Genomic DNA, 20,243 nt, shown 5'->3' with positions numbered 1-20,243 from the left:
AATCGAGGTGCCCAAGAGAAGTTAGAAGATTAGAAGTCAGAAGAATTTTACAGGCCGTGGTGTTTGTCCACAGGCTGTGTCAGCGGGTTTTGACAGCTCGAACCAAGGGAGTAGCCACCTATCCGCCAGTCCTTTACTCTTAAAGAAATCTTGCGAAGAAACCTCGTAACCCCAGAAGCCGTCTATGAACCTTCTGTTTGCCTCTGTCCAATCTGCCAACCGATTTGTCTGGATTCAGGCAATTGGTCGGCTGCTCTGCCAGATTGCCTACGGACTGATCAGCTTCTATATCCCAATCCTGTTTGTGAACCACATCGGCCTGTCGGCGGCTTCTGTGGGTTTTGCAGTGGGACTGAGTGCTGTCAGCGAGGTCAGCGGTCACTTCGTCGGCGGCACGCTGGCGGATTTGTCTGGCTGGGGACGCAAGCGGGTGCTGGTTTTGGCGGCGGCCCTGGGGATTGGGGTATCGCTGATGCTGAGCGTGGCCACAACCTTGCCGCTGCTGATTGTAGCGAGCTTGGTGCTGGGCATTAGTTTGGGGTTTTATTGGACGGCTTCTAATGCAGCGGTTATGGATGCTGCGCCGCCAGAAGAGCGTCATCACGCCTTTGCGCTGATGGGCGTTTCGGAATATGTCGGCGTGGGGGCTGGGGTGTTTGGCGGCAGCCTTTTGCTGGGCGTGATTCAGGACGTGCCGCAGACCATTTTTCTAGGCTGCGCGGCGATTTTCCTGGCTTATCTGCTGCTAATGCAGTTCACCATGCAGCTAGGACAGCAGCCCCAGGCAAAACCGGGCGCGGCAGAACAGGGGATTCTGGTTGCGTTGAAAGACAAGCTGCTGCTGGTGTTTATGGCGGCGAATGTGTTTTTTACAACCTATGTGGCGCTGGTGACCAGCACTATTCCGCTCTACTTCACGAACTTTGTGGCAGGGGCTGACCCTACACCAGGGGTGTCTGTGTCGAGTACGGCCAATCTATTTACCTGGTGCTATATCGGCGTGGGGGCGGTGTTGCAACTGCCGCTGGCGCAACTGCTCACGCCCTATCCAAGGGTGCGGGTGCTAATGGCGGCGATGCTGCTGTGGGGGGCAGGGTTTTCGCTGCTGTGGGCGACGGGTTCCTTTGTGGAGGGTCAGTTTATCTGGGGAGTGGTGGCGCTGTGTCTATTGTCGATTGGCTCAGTGGCTTACAAGCCGTTCTTTTCAGCGATTGTGTCTGATTTGGCTCCTGATACGCTGCGAGGAGCGTATATGGCCGTTAGCTCTCAGTGCTGGACGATTGGATATTTTATTGGGCCGGTGCTGGGCGGCTGGGCAATGGATCAATCAGCGTCGGTGGCTCATGTGTTTTGGCTCGTTGTGGGGGCGAGTTCGCTGCTGTGTGTGGGAATTTTGTGGTTTTTTGAGGCAATGAATCCGGCGATCGCCCATTCCACAGTCACCCCCTCAGCGCTCTCGTCCAAGCCCGAATCCTAATCACAGAATTTTTCAGAATCAGAATTGGTTGCAGAACGAGTTCAACCCTAGTAGGACTTCTTGCTGTACTGCTTGGGCGGCTTGGGCGCGATTACGTTCACGACCTTATAGAGGTGTTGATCGACTTTTGGGGGAACCTGAAGGGCGATCGCCCCTGCCTCACCGTCCTCTGCCTCCACAGTTCCTACCTCCACAGTTCCTAATCCAGACAGCACATCCACCGCTGGAACCTGGGTCAGGTCTTGAAACTCCTCCGCATAGCCCCAATAGGCCATCAGCAAGGCTTCCGAATTATCAACAGACTTCAGCAGCATGACTGATCGCGGGGCAGGATACATTTTGGTGACGGCTGGCAGCGCTTGCTCTACCTCAGACAGCACCTCTGGCAAATCCTCTGTGTCTGCTACGGAGACCTCGCCCAGTTGCACCAGCGCCCCCTGCCCGCGAATCACAGGCACCATGCCGCTGGGAATCTGCATATCCGCGAGTTCAAACACTTCTGTCTTGGCAGGCGTTACCGCAATAGGAGGTTGACCGCCTTTGGAAGACTCTTTCTGATACTCCTTCTGATACTCCTTCTGGTACTTGGTATAGTCTTCTACGGGCTGGGACATAAACGCTTCATAGCTAGCGGCATCCGTCCACTGGGTCAAGGCAACCACACGAGAACCGTCCTCGCTCTGCAACACCGATAGCCCCTTAAAACCTTCTGCCCCCTTGAAGAACGCCTTGCTGGACTTGAGTACGGTAGAAACGGCATTGAGCTGGGTGTCAGGTGTGGTTTCGTAAACCGACAGGACGCTAACCGCCTCCGGCGCTGTGTCAAACATAAGCACCTGGGGCGCTTTGTCGGCATGGGCGGCGATCGCCCCACCAAACCCGACCCACAGCACCAGCCCTATCGCCAATACACCCCGAACCCAACCCCCTCCCCACAATCGACGGATTAGATCGACCACAACCCTGTGCATTACGACGCTATGCATCACGCCTCCCAAAACATCTATTCGCTTGCGCCATCAAGCTCAGTATCGTAGCCGCAGGTTTTGGCGATCTTTTGTATTGCGAGATACCCGGCTGTGGGCAGGGTTCTGTCTCCCAACCGCATCCGATGAGCGTCCAACCGTGGCTTTGTGAGAAGGAGGCGAGCTTTCGTATCTGAAGCTACAGCGTCTAGGCGATCGCTCGATTACAGTTGTAGCTGTGGGCTGTATACAGTATTTTGTATGCAATTCTCTCGCACCTTGATGACGCGCCTTGATGATAAGTATCATTGGCAAGCCTTTGCCTGCATGGCGCTTTCTTCAAGAGGTAGCGGGATAAGCCGTGCAAGCTTCTGTGTACAGGTCTTGGGGAACAGTCCTGACAGCAGTTTTTGTTGGACAAAGGTCTGATTGCCCCAATTTTTTTAAGGTTCTGCGCTGCCCTTTCAAAAGCCAGTTTTCGACTACGTTTTTGACTACATTTATCCACACCTCTCTCAGGTGATTTACAGATGAATTTCGTATCTTTTGACACAAATAAAATTCTGATTGATTGCGAATCTTTGATGCAAACCCTTGTTTTATAAATTTCTGTTCTAGCTTTTATTTCAGGAGATGTGGAAGGGGAATGACACAAGCAGATCATGATTTAACGCTGGAGGAAGCCTCCGCATCGGACGAGCCAATTATCAAATCGGAATTGCTCTATGGACTAAACGACAAGCCTCCGGTTGGGGAGTCCCTATTTGTGGCACTTCAGCATGTGCTGGCATCATTCGTCGGAATCATTACGCCACCGCTGATTATTGCAGGCGCTTTGGGGTTAGATCCCGTCAATACAAGCTACCTCGTGAGCATGTCGCTCTTTGCGTCCGGTCTTTGCACCTTTATTCAGTGCCGCAGAATCGGCCCCGTCGGCTCTGGACTGCTCAGCTTGCAGGGAACGAGTTTTGCCTTCTTGGGCCCCATCATCGGCGCGGGCACAGGCGCAATTCAGGGCGGAAGCACCCCAGAGCAAGCGCTGGCGCTTATTTTTGGCGTGTGCTTTTTTGGCTCTGCGGTGGAAATTATCCTGAGCCGCTTTCTGCACTTGCTCAGCAAGATCATTACTCCGGTGGTTTCGGGCACAGTAGTGATGATTATTGGTCTAGGGCTGATCCGAACTGGGATTGTGAGCTTGGCGGGCGGTGCTGCGGCCCAGAGAGCAGCGGACGGCAGTTTTGGAAGCTGGCAAAATCTAGCGCTCGGTGGACTGGTGATGGCGATCGTGGTTATTCTCACCGTCTCTGGGAATCGGTTCCTGAGAATGGGGGCGATCGCAATTGGTTTGCTGGTGGGCTACATCATCGCTGCTTTCATGGGTCTGGTCAATTTCAGCGCCCTGAGCAATCTGTCATTCTTCAGCCTGCCCATTCCGTTCCGCTATGGGATGCGCTTTGACCTGGGGACGTTCCTGCCCTTTATTTTGCTGTACGTTTTGACGGCAATTGAAACCGTGGGCGACTTGACTGCGACTTCGGCCGTATCTGGCGAACCCGTGAAGGGGCCGCTCTATGTGCGCCGGATCAAGGGCGGCGTTTTGGGAGATGGGGTCAACTCGGCGATCGCCGCTTTGCTAAACACCTTCCCCAACACCACCTTCAGCCAAAACAACGGCGTGATTCAGATGACGGGTGTGGGCAGCCGCTATGTGGGATTCTTTGTCGCTGGTATCTTCGCTATCCTGGGTCTGCTGCCCATCGTAGGGGGCGTGTTCCAGGCCATTCCTCAGCCTGTGCTGGGCGGCGCAACGCTGATTATGTTTGGCTCGATCGCCGTTGCTGGCTTGAACATCGTGTCTTCTGCAAATTTGGATCGTCGGTCGATGATCATTGTTGCCGTTTCTCTGGCGCTGGGCTTGGGTGTGCTGTATGCCCCAGAGATTTTTGATGGCAAGCCGCCTCTTTTCAGGAATCTCTTTGGTTCCAGCATTTCCACGGGCGGCTTGACGGCAATCCTGCTAAGCTGGTTGCTGCCTCGCAAGGATGATGCAGAGGAAGTTTCGCAGGGCTTCGTTGAAGAATCATAGGCAAGAATCATAGGCTTGATGCTCTATTTTGATTCGAGTTTGATTTGAGTTGGCGAAGCAATTTAGCCTCGAAAAAGTGTTTCTAGAGTGGGCATGGTTGTCGTGAAGTAAGCACGCGCCATGCCTTCTTTTTCAAGCAGATTACAAATTGATTGAAAAGCCTCGGAAGAGGTCTTTTCTAAGGATTCTTAGAGGGTGTTTGAGAAGGTATCGCCTGTAATATTAAGCACTCAGAGATCCCCCCTAGCCCCCCTTAAAAAGGGGGGAAACTGCCTTAAAGTCCCCCTTTTTAAGGGGGATTTAGGGGGATCTTGTACGCTTTGCTACAAACAGTAGGACTTTTCAAGCATCCTCTTAAATCCATCCTTGACTTTGAAAAGTTCTTTCAGCAAGTGTTTTGAACAATATTGGGATTGGGCTTTTCGCCAATTACTTTTGTTGATGCCTTGATCTGAAATCACGACGTAATTTAACGTTTCAGATTTGGATTGGCAAACTGGAATATTCTTTTGCAAGTGTGACTCGGAATACAAATTCGAGATTCGGCTGAGATTAGCCTATATAAAGTGTTTCTGGCTTGCTTGAAAGTTATATCTCTAGGTCTTCATGTCTCGATTTCTATTGGGTGTGGCTATTTAGAAAAAATGCATTGCAAGGATGCATGAAATGCTTTAAGTCCGACAGAAATGCATTAAGACGTACTTAATTTCTAGCAAGCTATCAGATCGTTCTCGACCGTTCATCGTGGTGCTTGAGGAGCTTTTGAAATGAGATTTGAGGTGTTTAGGCCTCTGCTAGCGGCGTTGGTCGTGGCGGGGGCATTTGGAATGAATCACCGGGCGATCGCCAGCCCAGTTGCACCCTCCGAAGCTGAGACGCAGCCCGCTCTGGATGCCCCAGTTACCGATGCATCTGTCGATTCCAGCCTGCCTAGGCCAGACCTGGGAAGGGTAAGGTTGGCCGACGCAACTTTGGATGCAACTTTGGACGAAACTTTGTCTGAGCCGTCTCCAGTCGCCGATCTGGAGTCCGCCCCTGCAACGACTGACCTACTCGAAGTTTCACCAGAGCTATCTCCAGAGGTAGAGCCGCTGGAGGCTCCTTCGACGCTGCCCCCCGAAATGGAAGGCGCATCCAGTGCCGCAGATCTGTCGGCCTCAGAGATCACTAGCGAGGCGATCGCCATCCCAGTAGACATGCTGCTGAGCGGCACGCTGCCAGTGGATGTCAACCCTGCGATGGCGCAGGTCACCTCGGTTCAGCAGTTTTCCGATGTACAGCCGAGCGACTGGGCCTACGAAGCCCTGGCCTACTTGGCAAACTCTGAGGCAGAAGGCGGACTAGATTGCTTGGAAGGCTACCCTGACGGCACGTTTCGAGGCGGCCGCGCCATGACTCGTTATGAATTTGCCGCGGGTCTGGCCTCTTGCCTGGATGCGGTCGTGGGTCGGCTCGACTCCCTCGACCCAGAAGCCCTGGCACGAATCGAAGCCCTCCAGCGAGAGTTTGCCGCAGAATTGGCCGTGCTGCGGGGTCGGGTAGACGCGCTGGAGGCGGCCGTAGCCGAACTCGAAGCCAACCAGTTTTCAACCACCACCGTTCTGCGCGGCAATGCCTGGATGAACCTGACCCAAGCATTCCCCGATGGCCGCATTTTGACAGAGCGCAACCCCTTCGCGCCCAACGCTTTTGCGCCGCCCATTCGAGATGCCAACGGTCGCCCCAGTCGCGTTTTCCGCGACCAGCCCCAACTCACCTTCAGCTATTACGTCAACCTGAACCTGAATACTTCCTTCACAGGACGCGATTCACTCGTCACGCAGCTTGCGGTTGGGAACGGAAACTCGCCTGCCAATGAGCTGGTGTCGTCTGGCTTTTTCAATAGCTGGGGGGTTCCTTTTACCGACCAAGGCGCTGGTACACCCAACAACGTCGTCGTGCGGGAACTGTTCTACTCATTCCCCATTGGTGACGCAGTACAAGTGGATATCGGCCCCCGCCTCAACTACTATCGCTATTTTGATGGCAACCGCTTTACCTTCTTCCAGACAGGCGCTTCTAGTTTCAACTCGTCGGGCAGCACCCTGCTGAGCGCCATCGACCGGGGCAGCGGCATTGTCATTCGGTGGAAAATTATTGACCCACTGCAACTCACCGTGGGCTATCTGGCCGAAAACGCTGAGTTCTTGAACCCTGCCTTTGGGTTCAATACGTCTAGTAATCCTGGCGATGGCCTGTTCAACAGCAGCAACATTATCACGGCTCAGCTTGCTTTCTCTCCCTCCCGCAACTTCAACCTGCGTTTGCTCTATGCCCGCTCTAGCCTAAAGCCTTACAACGGTTTCATTGGCGGGGCCGTGGGTGAGCCAGTGCCCTACGGCTATATCGACGATGGCTTTGGTGGATTTTTGAACGATTCTGGCGCAGACACGCTGATGGCCAATTTTGACTGGCAGATTGCCGACTGGATTGGTCTCTTTGCCCGCTACTCCTGGGGACGGGTGGATGTGAACCCAGTCGCCCGCGAGGAAGGCCGACAGGTGCGGGTACAGTCCTTCCAGGTCGGTCTGGGCTTCCCTGATTTGTTTAAGCGGGGTGCGCTGGGCGTGATTTCGTTCCTGATTCCCCATGACTATTTGGCGGGTGAGCAGTTTTTGCTGTCGGGCGGCGGCGATGGGGGCACCCAGGCAGAGCTTGAGGTATCTTATCGCTATCCTGTGAGCGACAACATCTCTCTGGTTCCGGCCTTTTATGCCATCTGGAACGCCAATAACTTCGACAGCAACCCGACTGTGTATGTCGGCAACCTGCGATTCCAGTTCTCGTTCTAGCAGTTTTCTAATTTCTTCCTTGAGTTTTTTCATGCATTGATGGACTGACCGCTTCGCTATTAGTTCGCTATTAGAGCGCTGTGGCAGGACAGTTCTACGAATCGGGTCTTTCCGAGCTTCCTGAAGTGGAAGCTTGTGGAGGCCCGTTTTTCTGTCCCTGGAGCGTCGCCATAAAGCCGTCTGCTAGGATAGGCTGCAAAATGTGAGGCTGTGGAGCGCAGACTCGCTATGATTTGAGCCGTAGCGTTTACGGAATTTCTGTGCCTGTTATTGCGCCTGCTATTGCGCCTGTCATTACAAACTTCATGCCCACCCCCTCTCGATTTTTCCAGTTTTTCACTCACCTGCGTCCGGCTGTGGTGCGCCGAGTCGCCCAGCGGGCCGCGGCTCATCGCCTGCCGGGTTTATCCGCAGAGATGGCCTACAACGCCATGCTGGCTTTGTTCCCAGCGATTCTGGCGATTTTAACGGCGATTGGCTTGTTTCAGCCGCTGAACACGACCTTTCTGCGCCTGATGGATCAGGTCAGCGAAGTGGTGCCTGTGGAGGCGTGGCGGATTATCCAGTCTTTTACTGAGGAACTGAGTACCTCCCGCGATCGCACTCTATTCTCTCTCAGCTTTTTGGTGGCGATTTGGGCGGCATCGGGGGCGGCGAGTGCAGCCATGACCGCCCTGGATCAGATTCATCAAATTCCGCGCGATCGCCTCCGTCCCTTTTGGAAAGCCAAGCTCGTCTCTTTGGGGCTGACCATTAGCGGATTGGTGCTGCTGATGCTGGCGCTGGCAATTGTGTTTATCGGAGATCTGCTGGTGCGCCAGGTGTCGATTCAGGCTCCTACGCTGCGACCCTGGCTGCTGACGCTATGGCAACTGCTGCCGCTGCCTGTGGCCCTACTGCTGATTTCCCTGACATTTGCAGCGGTCTATCGCTTTGGCCCCAGCCGTTGGGACAAGCGGCGGCCCATTCTGCCGGGGGCGCTGCTGGCGGCAATTTTCTGGGCTGTGTTGTCCAATCTCTTTCGGCTATACGTTGCAAATTTTGCCGACTATAACCGCGTCTATGGAGCAGTGGGTGCGGTGATTATTCTGCTGCTGTGGCTATATCTCACGTCGCTGGTCATGCTGCTGGGGGACGAGATCAACGTCACCGTGGGCGAAGCGATGGAGCAATATGAGCAGCGGCGACAGCTACACTTTGAGGAAATGCGGGAAGAAATGCAGCGGAGCGCAGAGGTAAGAGATTAGCAGAGCCAGTTGCTCATCTAGTTGCTCAGCCAATTGCTTAACCAATTGCTCAACCAAGGTTTATCCAGGTTGTTAATGTAAATCGCTGTTCGGATTGCTTGAATCGCCTCGTATAAGAAACCGAATTAAGAAACCAAAACCGAATTAGATCAGGCAAATCAGCAGCAGAAAGCCCAGAATGCCCAGGCTAGATTCCAGGAAAAAGGGAAATTCGGCTTTGGTTTGGGGAGTGATGGGTTGCATGGTGAAACTCCGGGGTGAAGTGTTGGGGAGATTGGGGGGGTTAACGTCTAGACGCTGTTCGACCTAGCAGTAGGCGCTGATGTCTTCGCCACACTGATCGGCCAAATAGCACAGTGAGCGGAATCGCAGCCCGACAAACTGTTCGTACAGCGGGTTTAGCTTGCACAGGGGCGGAATGTGCCCGACTTTGTGACCTAGCACGATGATGTCGCGCTCGAAGGGACACTGGGCAGGAATGAGCCGAGAAATGAAGTGGGCAGTTTGGCGATCGCGGATTTGCAGGTTATCCAGCCAGTTGCGGAGGGGCTGGAGCCACGAGGGGCGATCGCTACCTTGATGACTACCTTGATGACTACCTTTATAAAGAGAGGATGTGGCGTTCATAGGACTCACAGGTTCGATGCAGTTCTCTACTGATTACTACTCAGTTCCATCCGCCAATTTCACGCAGCATTCGGTAAGAAATGATGAACTTTTCTGAGAAATCTTGATCCGATTGCCGAAAGCGGTTCTGAGAGAGCAGTTCTGCTGTTGGAATTGCCTTTATCTCAAGCTTAGGAAGCGCAACTTGGGGATCAATGAAGGAATTGAGAAGCTCCGTAAGAGTTGACTGAAGCTGAGATGAATTTGTTGCTCAGTTGCCGTACTGTGGAGCAAGAATACCCATCGGCTGACGCTGCTCAGAAGTTGTTCGCTCGACTTTTTCAGCAGATTTTTTAGCAACCTTATTCAGCACCTTGAGATTCAGCGCCTCGACATGTGCGCCAACGCTTGACGCAGGGAAATTCCATGACGCAGCTATCGCTTTCGGAAGACGAGATTCGGCAAACCGCCACTGAAAAATCCTTTGAGCGGGGTGAGGACTACTACTCCCAGGGCGCAGTTCTGGAGATCGTTCGGCGTGGGCGAGCCGTTTATGCAGCGGTGGAGGGAAGCGAGGCTGATCCTTACACTGTGCGGATCACCTTTGGCACTCATGGCATTCCCGAAGGGACTTGCACCTGCCCCTACGACTATGGAGGCTGGTGTAAGCATCTGGTGGCGGTGGGGCTAAGCATGGTGCGGGAAACACAGCCAATCGAGTCTCGCCCGACTCTGGCGCAGTTGCTCGATCGGCTAAACCTGGTGCAAACGCAGGGACTAATCCAGGCGCTTGTAGAAGACAATCCTCAACTGCTGGACGAGATCGAGCGCCATGTTCTCAGGCTTTTAAATCCTGCGCCGCCCCGCGACACCAGACGTTGCTATCGCCCGACGGTTGACCTTAAACCCATTCGGCAAGAAATGAGAGAAATTTTGCGGAATGGGCTGGTGTGTTTGCAGGAGGGGCATGAGGATGACCCATTCACGGAAGAAATTTCAAATCTGCTGCAACAGGCGCAAGACTTTGTGGAGGCAGGCAACGGCAACAACGCGATCGCCATCTTAGAGACAATCACGGCTGCCTGGGCAAACGAGTGGGACGAGCTATCGGACTATGGGGCCGATGTGTTTGAGATTGATCAATTGCTGAGCAAGGCCTGGATTGGAGCGATCGCCACTTCTGATCTCTCACCGCCAGAGAAGGTCGATTTTGCCGTCATGCTCTCAGAGTGGGAAGAGGTGCTAGACGCTGATTTCTCTGAAAGTCTGGCGCTGTTGAGCGAATAGCACGCTGCAAATCTAGCGGGGCTGTCGCTCCAGTGCCTCTCAGCCGCTTTATGTCCTAGAGCATATTGTCTTCAGGACTTACGTAGTTGGACGATTTCTCGCGGGCTGCGCCCACGAGAAATCGTCCGAAACCCAGAAAACTTATCGCAAGCGCGTAAGTCCTAGTCTTAAAGCAAGATGTCTTAAAACAAAATGTCTTAGAGCAAGGCCCCGCAGCCTGTGTCTCGCGCTAGGTCGAACTGCCCACGCCAGCATCGGACAGATCTGCACTGAGGGCGCGTTCGCGGTCGAGCCGTCGCTTGCGGGCGTAAAGCTGGATTGCGGCGGCAAAGGCAATCAGCAGACACACCACGCCATAGGCAGCAATATCCGTCGGCAAGTTGTTCTTAAACACCGCCAGCATCACCACCAAAATAAACAGAATCGTGGGAACTTCGTTGAACCAGCGGAACTGCTGGCTAGTCATTTTGCACTCGTCGGCCGCCAGTTTTTTCATCAGCCGCTTGCAGTAGTGGTGATAGCCGATGAGCAAAACCACAAGGGCGAGTTTGGCGTGCAGCCAGGGTTCCTTGAGGACTTCGGGTTCTGTGGTGATGAGGGCGATCGCCATCGCGACGGTCAACAACATCGCCGGGGTCATGATGATGCTGTAGAGCCGCTTCTCCATGATCTGATACTGGTTTTTCAGAATGCTCTGGGCGGGTTCGGGCTGTTCATACGCCTCAGCGTGATACACAAATAGGCGCGGCAGGTAAAACAACCCTGCAAACCACGCCACAATGCCCACAATATGAAAGGCCTTAAACCAAAAATAGTTCATCTAAAATCTCTTTCCACAGCGTCAAAGTCCTGCAAGCCCGATCATATCAAGCCACCTTGGGGCCAAGGCGGGCTGGCTTTAGATTTCTTGAAATTTGCCGCATAAAATTCTGATTACTTCTGATTACTATTTAACGCAGCGCTGGTGCAATGCAGCGTTGACCTGTGACATTCGCTTGTCGTTGTCCCAGAGGCAAGTAGCCGTTCAGCGCAATTGCCTAGCGCAATTGTCTGTGGAACGGGTGCGTCTGCTGATTCAAAAAAACTCCCCGCTCAAGGTTTGCAGATTGGGCGGGGAGCTTTTGAAATAAACGGCTAGATTCTGTCGGGTGTGGCGCGATCGCATCCAGCCGTTTGGGGGCTGCCTAAATCGCTCTGCATCACTAAGACAGCACCCCCCAAACCCGTTAAACAACCTTAGGACTGACGCAGTTGTAGGATTTCTCGCGGGCGCAGTCTACGAGAAATCGTCCAAAATCCAGAAAACTCATCGCCAGTGTGCAAGTCCTAAACCTGTTAAACGGCTTAAACGGCATGTTTGAACAGCGTGTCGAGGTAGACCCGTGCCGCCCGCCGATAGCAGTGGGCAGTGGTTGGGCTGTTGCTGCTGACGTGTTGCAGCAAGAACAGCGACAGCGCGGCGCAGAACACCCGGTCTTGATCCCAATCGGGATGGGTTTCCAGGTAGCCCTTAAGGGACAGGTGCAAATCTTCAGGAATTTCGGCCAGGATGCTGACAGTTGCGTTCATGTGGGAAACCTCAGTGATGAAGCTTTGGATGGTGAAACAGAAGCTCGGACGCAGGAACCAAACTCGATAAACCCTCTCGCGATAAACCCTCTCGCTTGACTGGGGCCAGCCAGAATGAGGTCAGGTTTTGAAAAGGCACGCACCTGATGGTGGAGGTGAGGAGAGGCAGCAAGTTGCTGCTTTGTCCCGACGCTCAGGCACACAAAAGCAGCGCAAACTCTCGCCAGAGGGCGGATAGCGACACGCCAGACCGAAAAATCGGACTCTGGTGATAGTCGGCCCCCTCTGCCAAGGAGCGCTTTAATTGAGCAGGTCGCATCATTTTGCGCTAGGAGGGGGTGGGGTTGTCAACCTTAAGAACTGTTGCAGAGGGCTTTAGATTTAAAAAAGTTTTACGGCGCAATGCGGATTTGAGGTCGGTTTTTGTTACATAACTTCATTAAAACCTGATGATTCTGAGGGGGCGATCGCCCTTTGGCGAATTCCCCAGAAAATTCCCCTAGCCCCAATGCCACCGTAGAAGCCTGTGGAAAACTGCCCGATCCCCTGTGGAAAACTTCGATATCGCTGTGGAAAGCTTGTGGAGACTGTGGGGAAAATCGCCCCGAAAGATAAGAATTGCAAACTGCTGGAAAGCACCCTGACTTTTGGCCATAGCTTGACATTGCAGCGCCTACAGAGACTAGGATTCAAGGGCTTTCTGTCACTTTGGTCTAATTTTTGTCTAATTTTGGTCTGTCTAAATTTTGGTCTATGGAGCTAATTCTTGAAGGACTGAGGGCACTGATCGTGTTCCTCATCGGCGCGTCGGTCGGCAGCTTTCTCAACGTGGTGGTGTATCGGATTCCGGCGGGGCTGTCGCTGCTGCATCCGCCGTCTCGCTGCCCCTCTTGCCTCACCCCCATCCGGCCCTACGACAACGTGCCCGTGCTGGGCTGGCTGTGGTTGGGTGGCCGGTGTCGAACGTGCAAAGCGTCGATTTCCCCCCGATATCCGCTGGTGGAACTGATTACAGGCTTGCTGTTTGTCGCTGTGGCTCAGTCTTTTGCGCTACCGCTACCTGCGGTGGGCTACTGGGCGCTGGTGAGCTGGCTGATGGCGCTGGCGCTGATCGACCTGGATACGCTCACCCTGCCCAACGTGCTGACCCAATCGGGACTGGTGGCGGGGTTGGTCTTTCAGGCGGCGATGGGCTGGTCGCAGGGGGTCGCCACTGGGCAGGGCGGACTGATGGGCAGCGCCGCAGCGGTGATGGGCGGCGTAGTGGGCGCAGTGCTGGGCATCTGGGGGCTGGATCTAATAACGTTTGTTGGCTCTGTGGCCCTGGGGCAAACCGCAATGGGCGGCGGTGATGCAAAGCTGGCGGCGATGATGGGGGCGTGGCTGGGCTGGAAGTTGCTCCTGCTGGCGGGGTTTCTGGCGTGCGTGCTGGGGGCGTTTGTGGGCGGCGGGGCGATCGCCCTTGGCCTGCTCAGCCGTCGCCAGCCCATCCCTTTCGGCCCGTTTCTGGCACTTGGCGCGATTCTCGCCGTCTTCTTTGGAGAGAGCCTGATTCGCGGCTACCTGGGGTTCTTTTGGGGCATTGTTCAATAAATTCCCTAATTCCCTAATTCCCCAAACAGCGCCCTAGAGGAAATGGCTGGAAGCCTTGGAGTCCCTCAAACTGGGAATCTAAAACTGGCAATCTAAAATTGCCAATCTAAAAGCCAGAATCAAGATCTCAGGGCAAAGCAACAGGACGCAGAACCGCTCGGCCCCCAACCCCTAACCCCTGATCTCCCCCCGCCTCTGATAGAATCAACATCGTAGTTTGAATCACATACGCTACGGATGTGGCTTGGACAACGTTGAGAACCACCAATACTTATTTGGAAGCAGAACTCATGCAGCAAATGCTGGCGGCCCATGAGATTCCGGCGCGGGTGGTGGCGCAGGGCGTTCAGGCGCATTTCGGCGGGGGAACGCCTGCGGCGGTGCAGGTTGACCCGCGAGACTGGTGGACGGCGCTGCTGCTGCTAAGTCCTATCGATGACGCAGAGGACGTAAAGCCGGAGTAGCGCAGAGGGGCGATCGCCCTCTCCTTGCACACTAGAAACGCCTCCCCATTTATCCCTTTAGTCAGATTAGTCAGAATCTCCCGTTTTCACAGAATCTTCCCCAATCCGCTCTTTCCATTCTCTTTTGCCACAGATCTATGCCATAAATCGCCGCCCCAGCGAAGTTTAACACAGAGGGCTACCTTACTGGGCTAGCTGAGAACGGACGCTATGCCATAAATCGCCGCCCCAGCGAAGTTTAACACCACCCTTTATCCCCTGTTTTTTTCATGTCTCTGTTTGACTGGTTTGCAAATCGACGCAAAGCTGGTGCCATCAGCCAGAATCAGCAGGAGCGAGAAATCGCCGACGGACTCTGGAGCAAGTGCCCCAACTGCGGCGTGTTGACCTATACCAAAGATCTGCGGGCAAACCTCATGGTCTGTCCAGAGTGCAAGCATCACAACCGCATCTTTAGCGACGAGCGCATTCAGCAGCTGATCGATCCAGGCACTTGGACTCCGCTGGACGAACACCTGTCGCCCACCGATCCGCTGGGTTTTCGCGATCGCAAATCCTACAGCGATCGCATCCGCGACACTCAGGAAAAAACGCGCCTCAGGGATGCGGTTGCCACAGGCGTTGGACGGCTGAACGATTTGCCCGTAGCGCTGGGCGTGATGGACTTTCGCTTTATGGGCGGCAGCATGGGGTCTGTCGTGGGCGAAAAGCTGACCCGCATGATTGAACGAGGCACGCGCGATCGCCTCCCAGTGATTATCGTCTGCGCCTCTGGCGGCGCACGGATGCAGGAGGGAATGCTCAGCCTCATGCAAATGGCGAAAATCTCCGGGGCCCTAGAGCGACATCGAGAAGCCCGCCTGCTCTACATCCCCGTGCTAACCCATCCCACCACGGGCGGCGTAACGGCCAGCTTTGCTATGCTGGGCGACCTGATCCTGGCGGAACCCCAGGCCACTATCGGCTTTGCAGGGCGGCGCGTCGTCGAGCAGACCCTCCGCGAAAAGCTCCCCGACGACTTTCAAACCTCGGAATATTTGCTCAACCACGGCTTTGTAGACACCATCGTGCCGCGCACTGAGTTGAAAAAGACCCTGGCCCAACTCATCCTGCTGCATCAGCCTCCACAGCCCGCAACCCACGCGGTTCACGTCCCCGACACCGTACCCGAAACCTTGCCACTCAAAATTCCCCACGAGTTGTAGTTTCGTTGTGACTTCGATAGTAATTTCAGCGTAATTTCAGTCGTTTCAATTCAGTAGTCTCAATAATTTCACACTGCATACAAGCCGTCATTGCAAGCGGTCACCATCCAGACAGGAAAAAGCTTGTATGGTGGATCTGTTGTCTTTACTGAGATCCTGCTGCTACGCCCCTATGCAACTCATCGCCGCAATGCAGGAGGTGTTTCGCCAGCCTCCGATTCCCTACGAGCCGCAAAAGCACTCCCTCAAAGCCTGGGCCAAGTATTGCCTGCAAGATCGGGGCTACAAAGTCCTCTACGCCGATCGCGCCGATTTTGCCATCGAGTCCCGCACCGACGGCAAAGTCTTCTTTCGCGTCACCGAAAACCCTGCCGACGTGACCCCAGACCTGGGCTGGATCGTGTGCGATCGCACCTCCCAAGTCACCACCGTCATCGCCCCCCACACTCCCAAATAAAGACACAGACTAGCACCACCATCCCTCCCCCCCACCTCTTCTTTTTTCTCTCTTCCTTCTTCTTTTTTCTCTCTTCGTTCTTCCCTCTTTTTTTTCTCTCTCCTCCCATGCGGGATCTCTACCCCCCCATCGAACCCTACGCCTCTGGCACCCTCCAGGTTTCTGACCTGCACACCATTTACTACGAAGAAGCGGGTAACCCCCAAGGCAAACCCGTTGTCTTTTTGCACGGCGGCCCCGGCGGCGGCATTACGCCCAGCTATCGCCAGTTTTTTGACCCGGAAAAGTGGCGCGTGGTTCTATTTGACCAGCGGGGCTGTGGTCGCAGCACACCCCACGCCGAACTGCGCGAAAACACCACCTGGGACTTGGTGAGTGACATTGAGACAATTCGGACGCACCTGGGCATCGATCGCTGGGTGGTCTTTGGCGGCAGTTGGGGCAGCACGCTCTCTCTCGCCTACAGCCAGACCCATCCCGACCGCTGCAAGGGGCTAATTTTGCGGGGCATTTTCATGCTGCGGCGCAAGGAATTGCTGTGGTTCTACCAGGAGGGATGCAGCTACATCTATCCTGATGCCTGGGAAGACTACCTGAAGCCGATTCCTCCGGAGGAGCGGCACGATTTAATCAGCGCCTACTACAAACGGCTGACCAGCGATGACCCGGCAATTCGGCTGGAGGCGGCGCGTGCTTGGTCGGTCTGGGAAGCCAGCACCAGCAAGCTCCTGCCCGATGCCAACCTGAAGGAGCGCTTTGCAGAGGCGGAGTTTGCCGATGCCTTTGCCCGGATTGAGTGCCACTACTTTGTGAACAAGGGATTTTTTGAACCAGACGACCAGCTCTTGCGAAACGTCGATCGCATTCGCCACATTCCCGGCGTAATTGTGCAGGGGCGCTACGACGTGGTGTGTCCGGCGGTGTCTGCCTGGGAGCTTCACCGCGCCTGGCCCGAGGCGGAGCTAATTCTCGTGCCAGATGCAGGCCACTCGATGAACGAACCAGGAATTCGGACAGCGCTGCTGGAGGCGAGCGATCGCTTTTCTGCCCTCTAGCCCCAACCCCCTGCCCCGCTTCCTGATATGCTGAATATGCTGGAAGCCTGAACCAGCCTGGATTTTCGCCATGCCTGCCGCCACGTTGACCGATCAACCCCTCAGTTTTCCCCTTACCGCCGTTGTCGGACAGGAGGCGATTAAGCTGGCCCTGCTGCTCTGCGCCGTTGATCCGGGGCTAGGTGGCGTGGTGATTGCGGGTCGTCGCGGCACGGCCAAATCCGTCATGGCCCGCGCTATTCATGCGCTGTTGCCCCCCATCGAAGTCATCGAAGGCTCCTGCTGCAATGCCGATCCGCTCCTGCCTGAAGCCTGGGATGATGACACGCTGAAAAAATACGCAGAGGTCAAAGTAGCAGCGGATTTCGAAGCAGATCCCGATGCGGGTTCTTCTTTGCCCACGCACGTTATCCCGGCTCCCTTTATCCAAATTCCGCTGGGCGTGACGGAAGATCGGCTGCTTGGCTCGGTGGATGTGGCTCAGTCCATCAAGGCGGGGGAAACCGTGTTCCAGCCGGGGCTGCTGGCAGAGGCGCACCGGGGCGTGCTGTATGTGGACGAAATCAATCTGCTGGATGACCAGATTGCGAATCTGCTGCTGACGACGCTGACGGAGGGACGCAACCAGATTGAGCGCGAAGGCATTAGCTTTCAGCATCCCTGCAAGCCGCTGCTGATTGCCACTTATAACCCCGAAGAGGGCGACCTGCGAAATCATTTGCTCGACCGAATTGCGATCGCCCTTTCGGCAGACGAAATCCTGGGGCTAGACCAGCGTGTGGCAGCCGTAGAGCGGGCTACAGACTATGCCCAGTCGCCGGAAGATTTTCTCAAGCTCTATCGCGAAGAACTGGACAATCTCAAAACCCAGATCATCCTCGCCCGCGAGTGGCTCCAGGATGTCACCATTTCCCGCACTCAGATTGAGTATCTGGTTCAGGAAGCGCTGCGTGGCGGCGTGCAGGGGCATCGGGCGGAACTGTTTGCTGTGCGGGTAGCCAAGGCAAACGCAGCGCTGGAAGGGCGTACCGAGGTCAGCGCCGACGATTTGCGCGTGGCTGTGAAGCTGGTGATTGTGCCCCGGGCGCTGGATCTCCAGCCGCCGCCCGAAGATGAGTCGCCGCAGCCGCCCCCGCCGCCCCCGCCGCCCCAGGATCAGCAGCCGTCTGACCAGGATCAGGACGAAGACGAGCAAGAGGACGAAGACGAGAACGAAGAAGACCAGTCTCAAGATCCGCCAGAACTCCCGGAGGAGTTTATCTTTGACCCAGAGGGCGTGCTGCTCGACCCGTCGGTGCTGTACTTTGCTCAGATGGCCAATCGACGCGGCAAGTCTGGGTCGCGCAGTCTGATCTTTTCGGAAGACCGGGGACGCTACATCAAGCCGATGCTGCCCAGGGGCAAGGTGCGGCGGATTGCCGTGGACGCGACGTTGCGCTCGGCTGCGCCCTATCAAAAGGCTCGGCGATCGCGCTACGAGCAGGGAGCAGCAGCGACTCAGCCGACTCGCAAGCGGGTGTTTGTGGAAGAGTCGGACATTCGCGCCAAGCGGCTGGCCCGGAAGGCGGGGGCGCTGATTGTGTTTGTGGTCGATGCCTCTGGATCAATGGCGCTAAACCGGATGAACTCTGCCAAGGGCGCAGTTCTGCGGCTACTGACAGAGGCCTACCAGAACCGTGACCAAGTGGCGCTGATTCCCTTTCGGGGTGACCAGGCAGAAGTGCTGCTGCCCCCGACTCGCTCCATCACCTCGGCGCGGCGACGACTGGAGCGGATGCCCTGTGGGGGCGGCTCTCCCCTAGCGCATGGGCTCACGCAGGCGGTGCGCGTGGGGGTAAATGCTCGCTCTTCCGGTGACATCGGCCAGGTGGTGATCGTGGCCATTACCGATGGACGAGGCAACGTGCCGCTGGCCAAATCCCTGGGGGAACCTATCCTCAGCGAAGAAAAACCGGACATTAAGGCGGAACTGCTGGACATTGCCACCAAGATTCGGGCGCAAAATATTCAGCTTTTGGTGATTGACACGGAGAATAAGTTTGTGTCTACGGGCTTTGCTAAAGAACTAGCGAAACAGGCCGGTGGCAAATATTATCACCTGCCCAAGGCCACCGACCAGGCGATCGCCGCTGCCACAATGGGCGCATTGCGCGATGCCAAAAATGGCTAGGGAACATAAGAAACATAAAAAAATAAAAGGGGAAGCGGCGAATCACCACTCCCCCTCAAAGTCCGAACCCCAAAGCTCGTTTATGCTAGCTGGCCAGTATGCTAGCTAGCCAGGTATTCGCGAATATCGGCCCGGCGTTTCCGCAGTTTGGTCAAGGCTTCCCGCTCGATCTGGCGCACCCGCTCGCGGCTGATGTTCAGGCGATCGCCAATTTTGGCCAGCGTGAGCGATCGCCCATCCTCCAGCCCAAAGCGCAGCGACAAGACTTCGCGCTGTTGCGGCGTTAGCTCTGCCATCAGTTGCTCAAGCTCGTTTCGCAGCGAAGAATTGGCAGCGTAGTCCTCCGGAGACGGCCCCGTATCTTCCAGCAGTTCACCCAGCTCCGTGTCCTGGTTATCGCCCACTCGCAAATCCAGCGATAGGGGCTGGCGTGCCCGCTCCAGGTATTCGCGCACCTGTTTTACCGACATATCTAGCTCCGTCGCCAGTTCCGAAACAGTGGCTGCTCGGCCAAGCTGCTGAGCAAGCTGCCGCTGCGCCTTCTTAATTTTGTTTAGCTTTTCGGTGATGTGAATTGGGAGGCGAATGGTGCGCCCCTTCTCGGCGATCGCCCGCGTAATTGCCTGCCGAATCCACCAGTAGGCGTAGGTGCTAAAGCGATAGCCCTTGGTTGGGTCAAACTTCTCTACGCCTCGCTGCATCCCAATTGTGCCCTCCTGGATTAGATCCAGCAGATCCACATTGCGCTTGATATATTTTTTGGCCACAGACACGACCAGGCGCAGATTGGCCTCTACCATGCGGCGCTTGGCATTTTCGCCCTCGGCTACCACCTGCTCTAGCTCATCGACCGACAGGCCGGCCTGATCTGCCCATTCTTCCAGGCTGGGCGATCGCCCAAGCTGCTCCGACAGCGTCGCCTTCACGTCCTGCAACAGGCTCAGCCGCTGAACCTGCTTTCCATACAGAATTTCCTGCTCGTGCGTCAGCAGAGGAACCCGTCCAATTTCTCGAAGGTAAGTGCGAACCAGATCGGTGGAGGCTTGACTCGTTTTCATGACAAGACACGTGAGGAGTTGGAAAAACACAAAACAGGGCAGCTACCGGGCAACTACCCAACCGAGAGAAATCAAAAACGTCAAAGACCAGAGCGCTGAGGGCTGGATACGACTCTATTCAATTGCTATTCAGTTGCTATTTGATTGCGAACCCTTAGCTACCACTCAATGGC

Annotated in this window: 17 protein-coding genes; 11 read left to right on the top strand and 6 right to left on the bottom strand. The window is 55.3% G+C overall.

All coding sequences use genetic code 11. The annotated features are described in order from the left end of the window. Positions 1-184: 184 nt before the first annotated feature. Positions 185-1,477, top strand: coding sequence for an MFS transporter (locus tag HNI00_RS10245; RefSeq protein WP_316792994.1), 1,293 nt, complete (start codon positions 185-187; stop codon positions 1,475-1,477). A gap of 47 nt (positions 1,478-1,524) precedes the next feature. Here HNI00_RS10245 and HNI00_RS10240 read toward each other — a convergent pair whose 3' ends face one another. Next, the gene (locus tag HNI00_RS10240; RefSeq protein ID WP_316792992.1) at positions 1,525-2,448 is read right to left on the bottom strand and encodes an antibiotic biosynthesis monooxygenase; all 924 of its coding nucleotides are present in this window, start codon (positions 2,446-2,448) and stop codon (positions 1,525-1,527) included. A 640-nt stretch (positions 2,449-3,088) separates the two neighbouring features. Here HNI00_RS10240 and HNI00_RS10235 point away from each other — a divergent pair. From HNI00_RS10235 to HNI00_RS10225, 3 genes are all read left to right on the top strand, one after another. After that, entirely contained in the window at positions 3,089-4,528 is a 1,440-nt protein-coding gene (locus tag HNI00_RS10235) for a uracil-xanthine permease family protein (RefSeq protein WP_316792990.1), read from the top strand. Positions 4,529-5,307: 779 nt separating this feature from the next. Next, positions 5,308-7,359 carry an iron uptake porin gene (locus HNI00_RS10230; protein ID WP_316792988.1) on the top strand — a complete coding sequence of 684 codons (2,052 nt, stop codon included), beginning with the start codon at positions 5,308-5,310 and terminating at the stop codon, positions 7,357-7,359. 260 nt (positions 7,360-7,619) lie between these two features. Next, positions 7,620-8,606, top strand: coding sequence for a YihY/virulence factor BrkB family protein (locus tag HNI00_RS10225; RefSeq protein WP_316792986.1), 987 nt, complete (start codon positions 7,620-7,622; stop codon positions 8,604-8,606). Positions 8,607-8,912: 306 nt separating this feature from the next. On the opposite strand, the gene HNI00_RS10220 is transcribed toward HNI00_RS10225, so the two are convergent. Then, entirely contained in the window at positions 8,913-9,233 is a 321-nt protein-coding gene (locus tag HNI00_RS10220) for a Mo-dependent nitrogenase C-terminal domain-containing protein (protein ID WP_316792984.1), read from the bottom strand. 405 nt (positions 9,234-9,638) lie between these two features. Here HNI00_RS10220 and HNI00_RS10215 point away from each other — a divergent pair, with 405 nt between their 5' ends. Further along, positions 9,639-10,499, top strand: coding sequence for an SWIM zinc finger family protein (locus HNI00_RS10215; protein WP_316792982.1), 861 nt, complete (start codon positions 9,639-9,641; stop codon positions 10,497-10,499). 229 nt (positions 10,500-10,728) lie between these two features. Here the strand turns inward: HNI00_RS10215 and hemJ are convergent, their stop codons facing one another. From hemJ to HNI00_RS10200, 3 genes are all read right to left on the bottom strand, one after another. Then, on the bottom strand, positions 10,729-11,319 hold the full coding sequence (gene hemJ / locus HNI00_RS10210; RefSeq protein WP_316792980.1) for a protoporphyrinogen oxidase HemJ: 591 nt from the start codon (positions 11,317-11,319) through the stop codon (positions 10,729-10,731). A 524-nt stretch (positions 11,320-11,843) separates the two neighbouring features. Continuing rightward, a complete protein-coding gene (locus tag HNI00_RS10205; protein ID WP_277772323.1) occupies positions 11,844-12,068 on the bottom strand; it encodes a DUF2811 domain-containing protein in 225 nt (74 codons plus the stop codon). A 193-nt stretch (positions 12,069-12,261) separates the two neighbouring features. Next, positions 12,262-12,390: a hypothetical protein gene (locus HNI00_RS10200; RefSeq protein WP_316792978.1), complete on the bottom strand. Its 129-nt coding sequence runs from the start codon at positions 12,388-12,390 to the stop codon at positions 12,262-12,264. Positions 12,391-12,821: 431 nt separating this feature from the next. Here HNI00_RS10200 and HNI00_RS10195 point away from each other — a divergent pair, with 431 nt between their 5' ends. The 6 genes from HNI00_RS10195 (at position 12,822) to bchD (ending at position 19,012) form a co-directional block, all read left to right on the top strand. Continuing rightward, positions 12,822-13,661: a prepilin peptidase gene (locus HNI00_RS10195; protein ID WP_316792977.1), complete on the top strand. Its 840-nt coding sequence runs from the start codon at positions 12,822-12,824 to the stop codon at positions 13,659-13,661. 239 nt (positions 13,662-13,900) lie between these two features. Further along, a complete protein-coding gene (locus HNI00_RS10190; protein ID WP_156435370.1) occupies positions 13,901-14,125 on the top strand; it encodes a hypothetical protein in 225 nt (74 codons plus the stop codon). 269 nt (positions 14,126-14,394) lie between these two features. Continuing rightward, positions 14,395-15,330 (top strand): acetyl-CoA carboxylase, carboxyltransferase subunit beta, encoded by a 936-nt coding sequence (accD, locus tag HNI00_RS10185; protein WP_277772326.1) that lies wholly within the window; start codon positions 14,395-14,397, stop codon positions 15,328-15,330. A gap of 172 nt (positions 15,331-15,502) precedes the next feature. Further along, positions 15,503-15,787 carry a hypothetical protein gene (locus tag HNI00_RS10180; protein ID WP_316792973.1) on the top strand — a complete coding sequence of 95 codons (285 nt, stop codon included), beginning with the start codon at positions 15,503-15,505 and terminating at the stop codon, positions 15,785-15,787. 107 nt (positions 15,788-15,894) lie between these two features. Beyond that, a complete protein-coding gene (gene pip, locus HNI00_RS10175; RefSeq protein ID WP_316792971.1) occupies positions 15,895-16,842 on the top strand; it encodes a prolyl aminopeptidase in 948 nt (315 codons plus the stop codon). 70 nt (positions 16,843-16,912) lie between these two features. Continuing rightward, positions 16,913-19,012: a magnesium chelatase ATPase subunit D gene (gene bchD, locus HNI00_RS10170; protein ID WP_316792969.1), complete on the top strand. Its 2,100-nt coding sequence runs from the start codon at positions 16,913-16,915 to the stop codon at positions 19,010-19,012. Positions 19,013-19,113: 101 nt separating this feature from the next. On the opposite strand, the gene HNI00_RS10165 is transcribed toward bchD, so the two are convergent. Then, positions 19,114-20,070: an RNA polymerase sigma factor, RpoD/SigA family gene (locus HNI00_RS10165; protein WP_316792967.1), complete on the bottom strand. Its 957-nt coding sequence runs from the start codon at positions 20,068-20,070 to the stop codon at positions 19,114-19,116. Positions 20,071-20,243: the final 173 nt, after the last annotated feature.

Source organism: Thermoleptolyngbya oregonensis NK1-22 (assembly GCF_032705245.1).
Classification (GTDB): domain Bacteria; phylum Cyanobacteriota; class Cyanobacteriia; order Elainellales; family Elainellaceae; genus Thermoleptolyngbya; species Thermoleptolyngbya sichuanensis.
The sequence above is the reverse complement of the archived record's forward strand: the minus strand, read 5'-3'. Positions and strand labels throughout refer to the sequence as shown.

Bases quoted from the DNA above. Each gene is read 5' to 3' on its own strand.
- bchD (WP_316792969.1), top strand. From the start codon at position 16,913: ATGCCTGCCGCCACGTTGACCGATCAACCCCTCAGTTTTCCCCTTACC.
- HNI00_RS10235 (WP_316792990.1), top strand. From the start codon at position 3,089: ATGACACAAGCAGATCATGATTTAACGCTGGAGGAAGCCTCCGCATCG.
- HNI00_RS10245 (WP_316792994.1), top strand. From the start codon at position 185: ATGAACCTTCTGTTTGCCTCTGTCCAATCTGCCAACCGATTTGTCTGG.
- HNI00_RS10205 (WP_277772323.1), bottom strand. From the start codon at position 12,068: ATGAACGCAACTGTCAGCATCCTGGCCGAAATTCCTGAAGATTTGCAC.
- HNI00_RS10240 (WP_316792992.1), bottom strand. From the start codon at position 2,448: ATGCACAGGGTTGTGGTCGATCTAATCCGTCGATTGTGGGGAGGGGGT.
- HNI00_RS10220 (WP_316792984.1), bottom strand. From the start codon at position 9,233: ATGAACGCCACATCCTCTCTTTATAAAGGTAGTCATCAAGGTAGTCAT.
- HNI00_RS10180 (WP_316792973.1), top strand. From the start codon at position 15,503: ATGCAACTCATCGCCGCAATGCAGGAGGTGTTTCGCCAGCCTCCGATT.
- accD (WP_277772326.1), top strand. From the start codon at position 14,395: ATGTCTCTGTTTGACTGGTTTGCAAATCGACGCAAAGCTGGTGCCATC.
- HNI00_RS10200 (WP_316792978.1), bottom strand. From the start codon at position 12,390: ATGATGCGACCTGCTCAATTAAAGCGCTCCTTGGCAGAGGGGGCCGAC.
- HNI00_RS10195 (WP_316792977.1), top strand. From the start codon at position 12,822: ATGGAGCTAATTCTTGAAGGACTGAGGGCACTGATCGTGTTCCTCATC.
- hemJ (WP_316792980.1), bottom strand. From the start codon at position 11,319: ATGAACTATTTTTGGTTTAAGGCCTTTCATATTGTGGGCATTGTGGCG.
- HNI00_RS10215 (WP_316792982.1), top strand. From the start codon at position 9,639: ATGACGCAGCTATCGCTTTCGGAAGACGAGATTCGGCAAACCGCCACT.
- pip (WP_316792971.1), top strand. From the start codon at position 15,895: ATGCGGGATCTCTACCCCCCCATCGAACCCTACGCCTCTGGCACCCTC.
- HNI00_RS10165 (WP_316792967.1), bottom strand. From the start codon at position 20,070: ATGAAAACGAGTCAAGCCTCCACCGATCTGGTTCGCACTTACCTTCGA.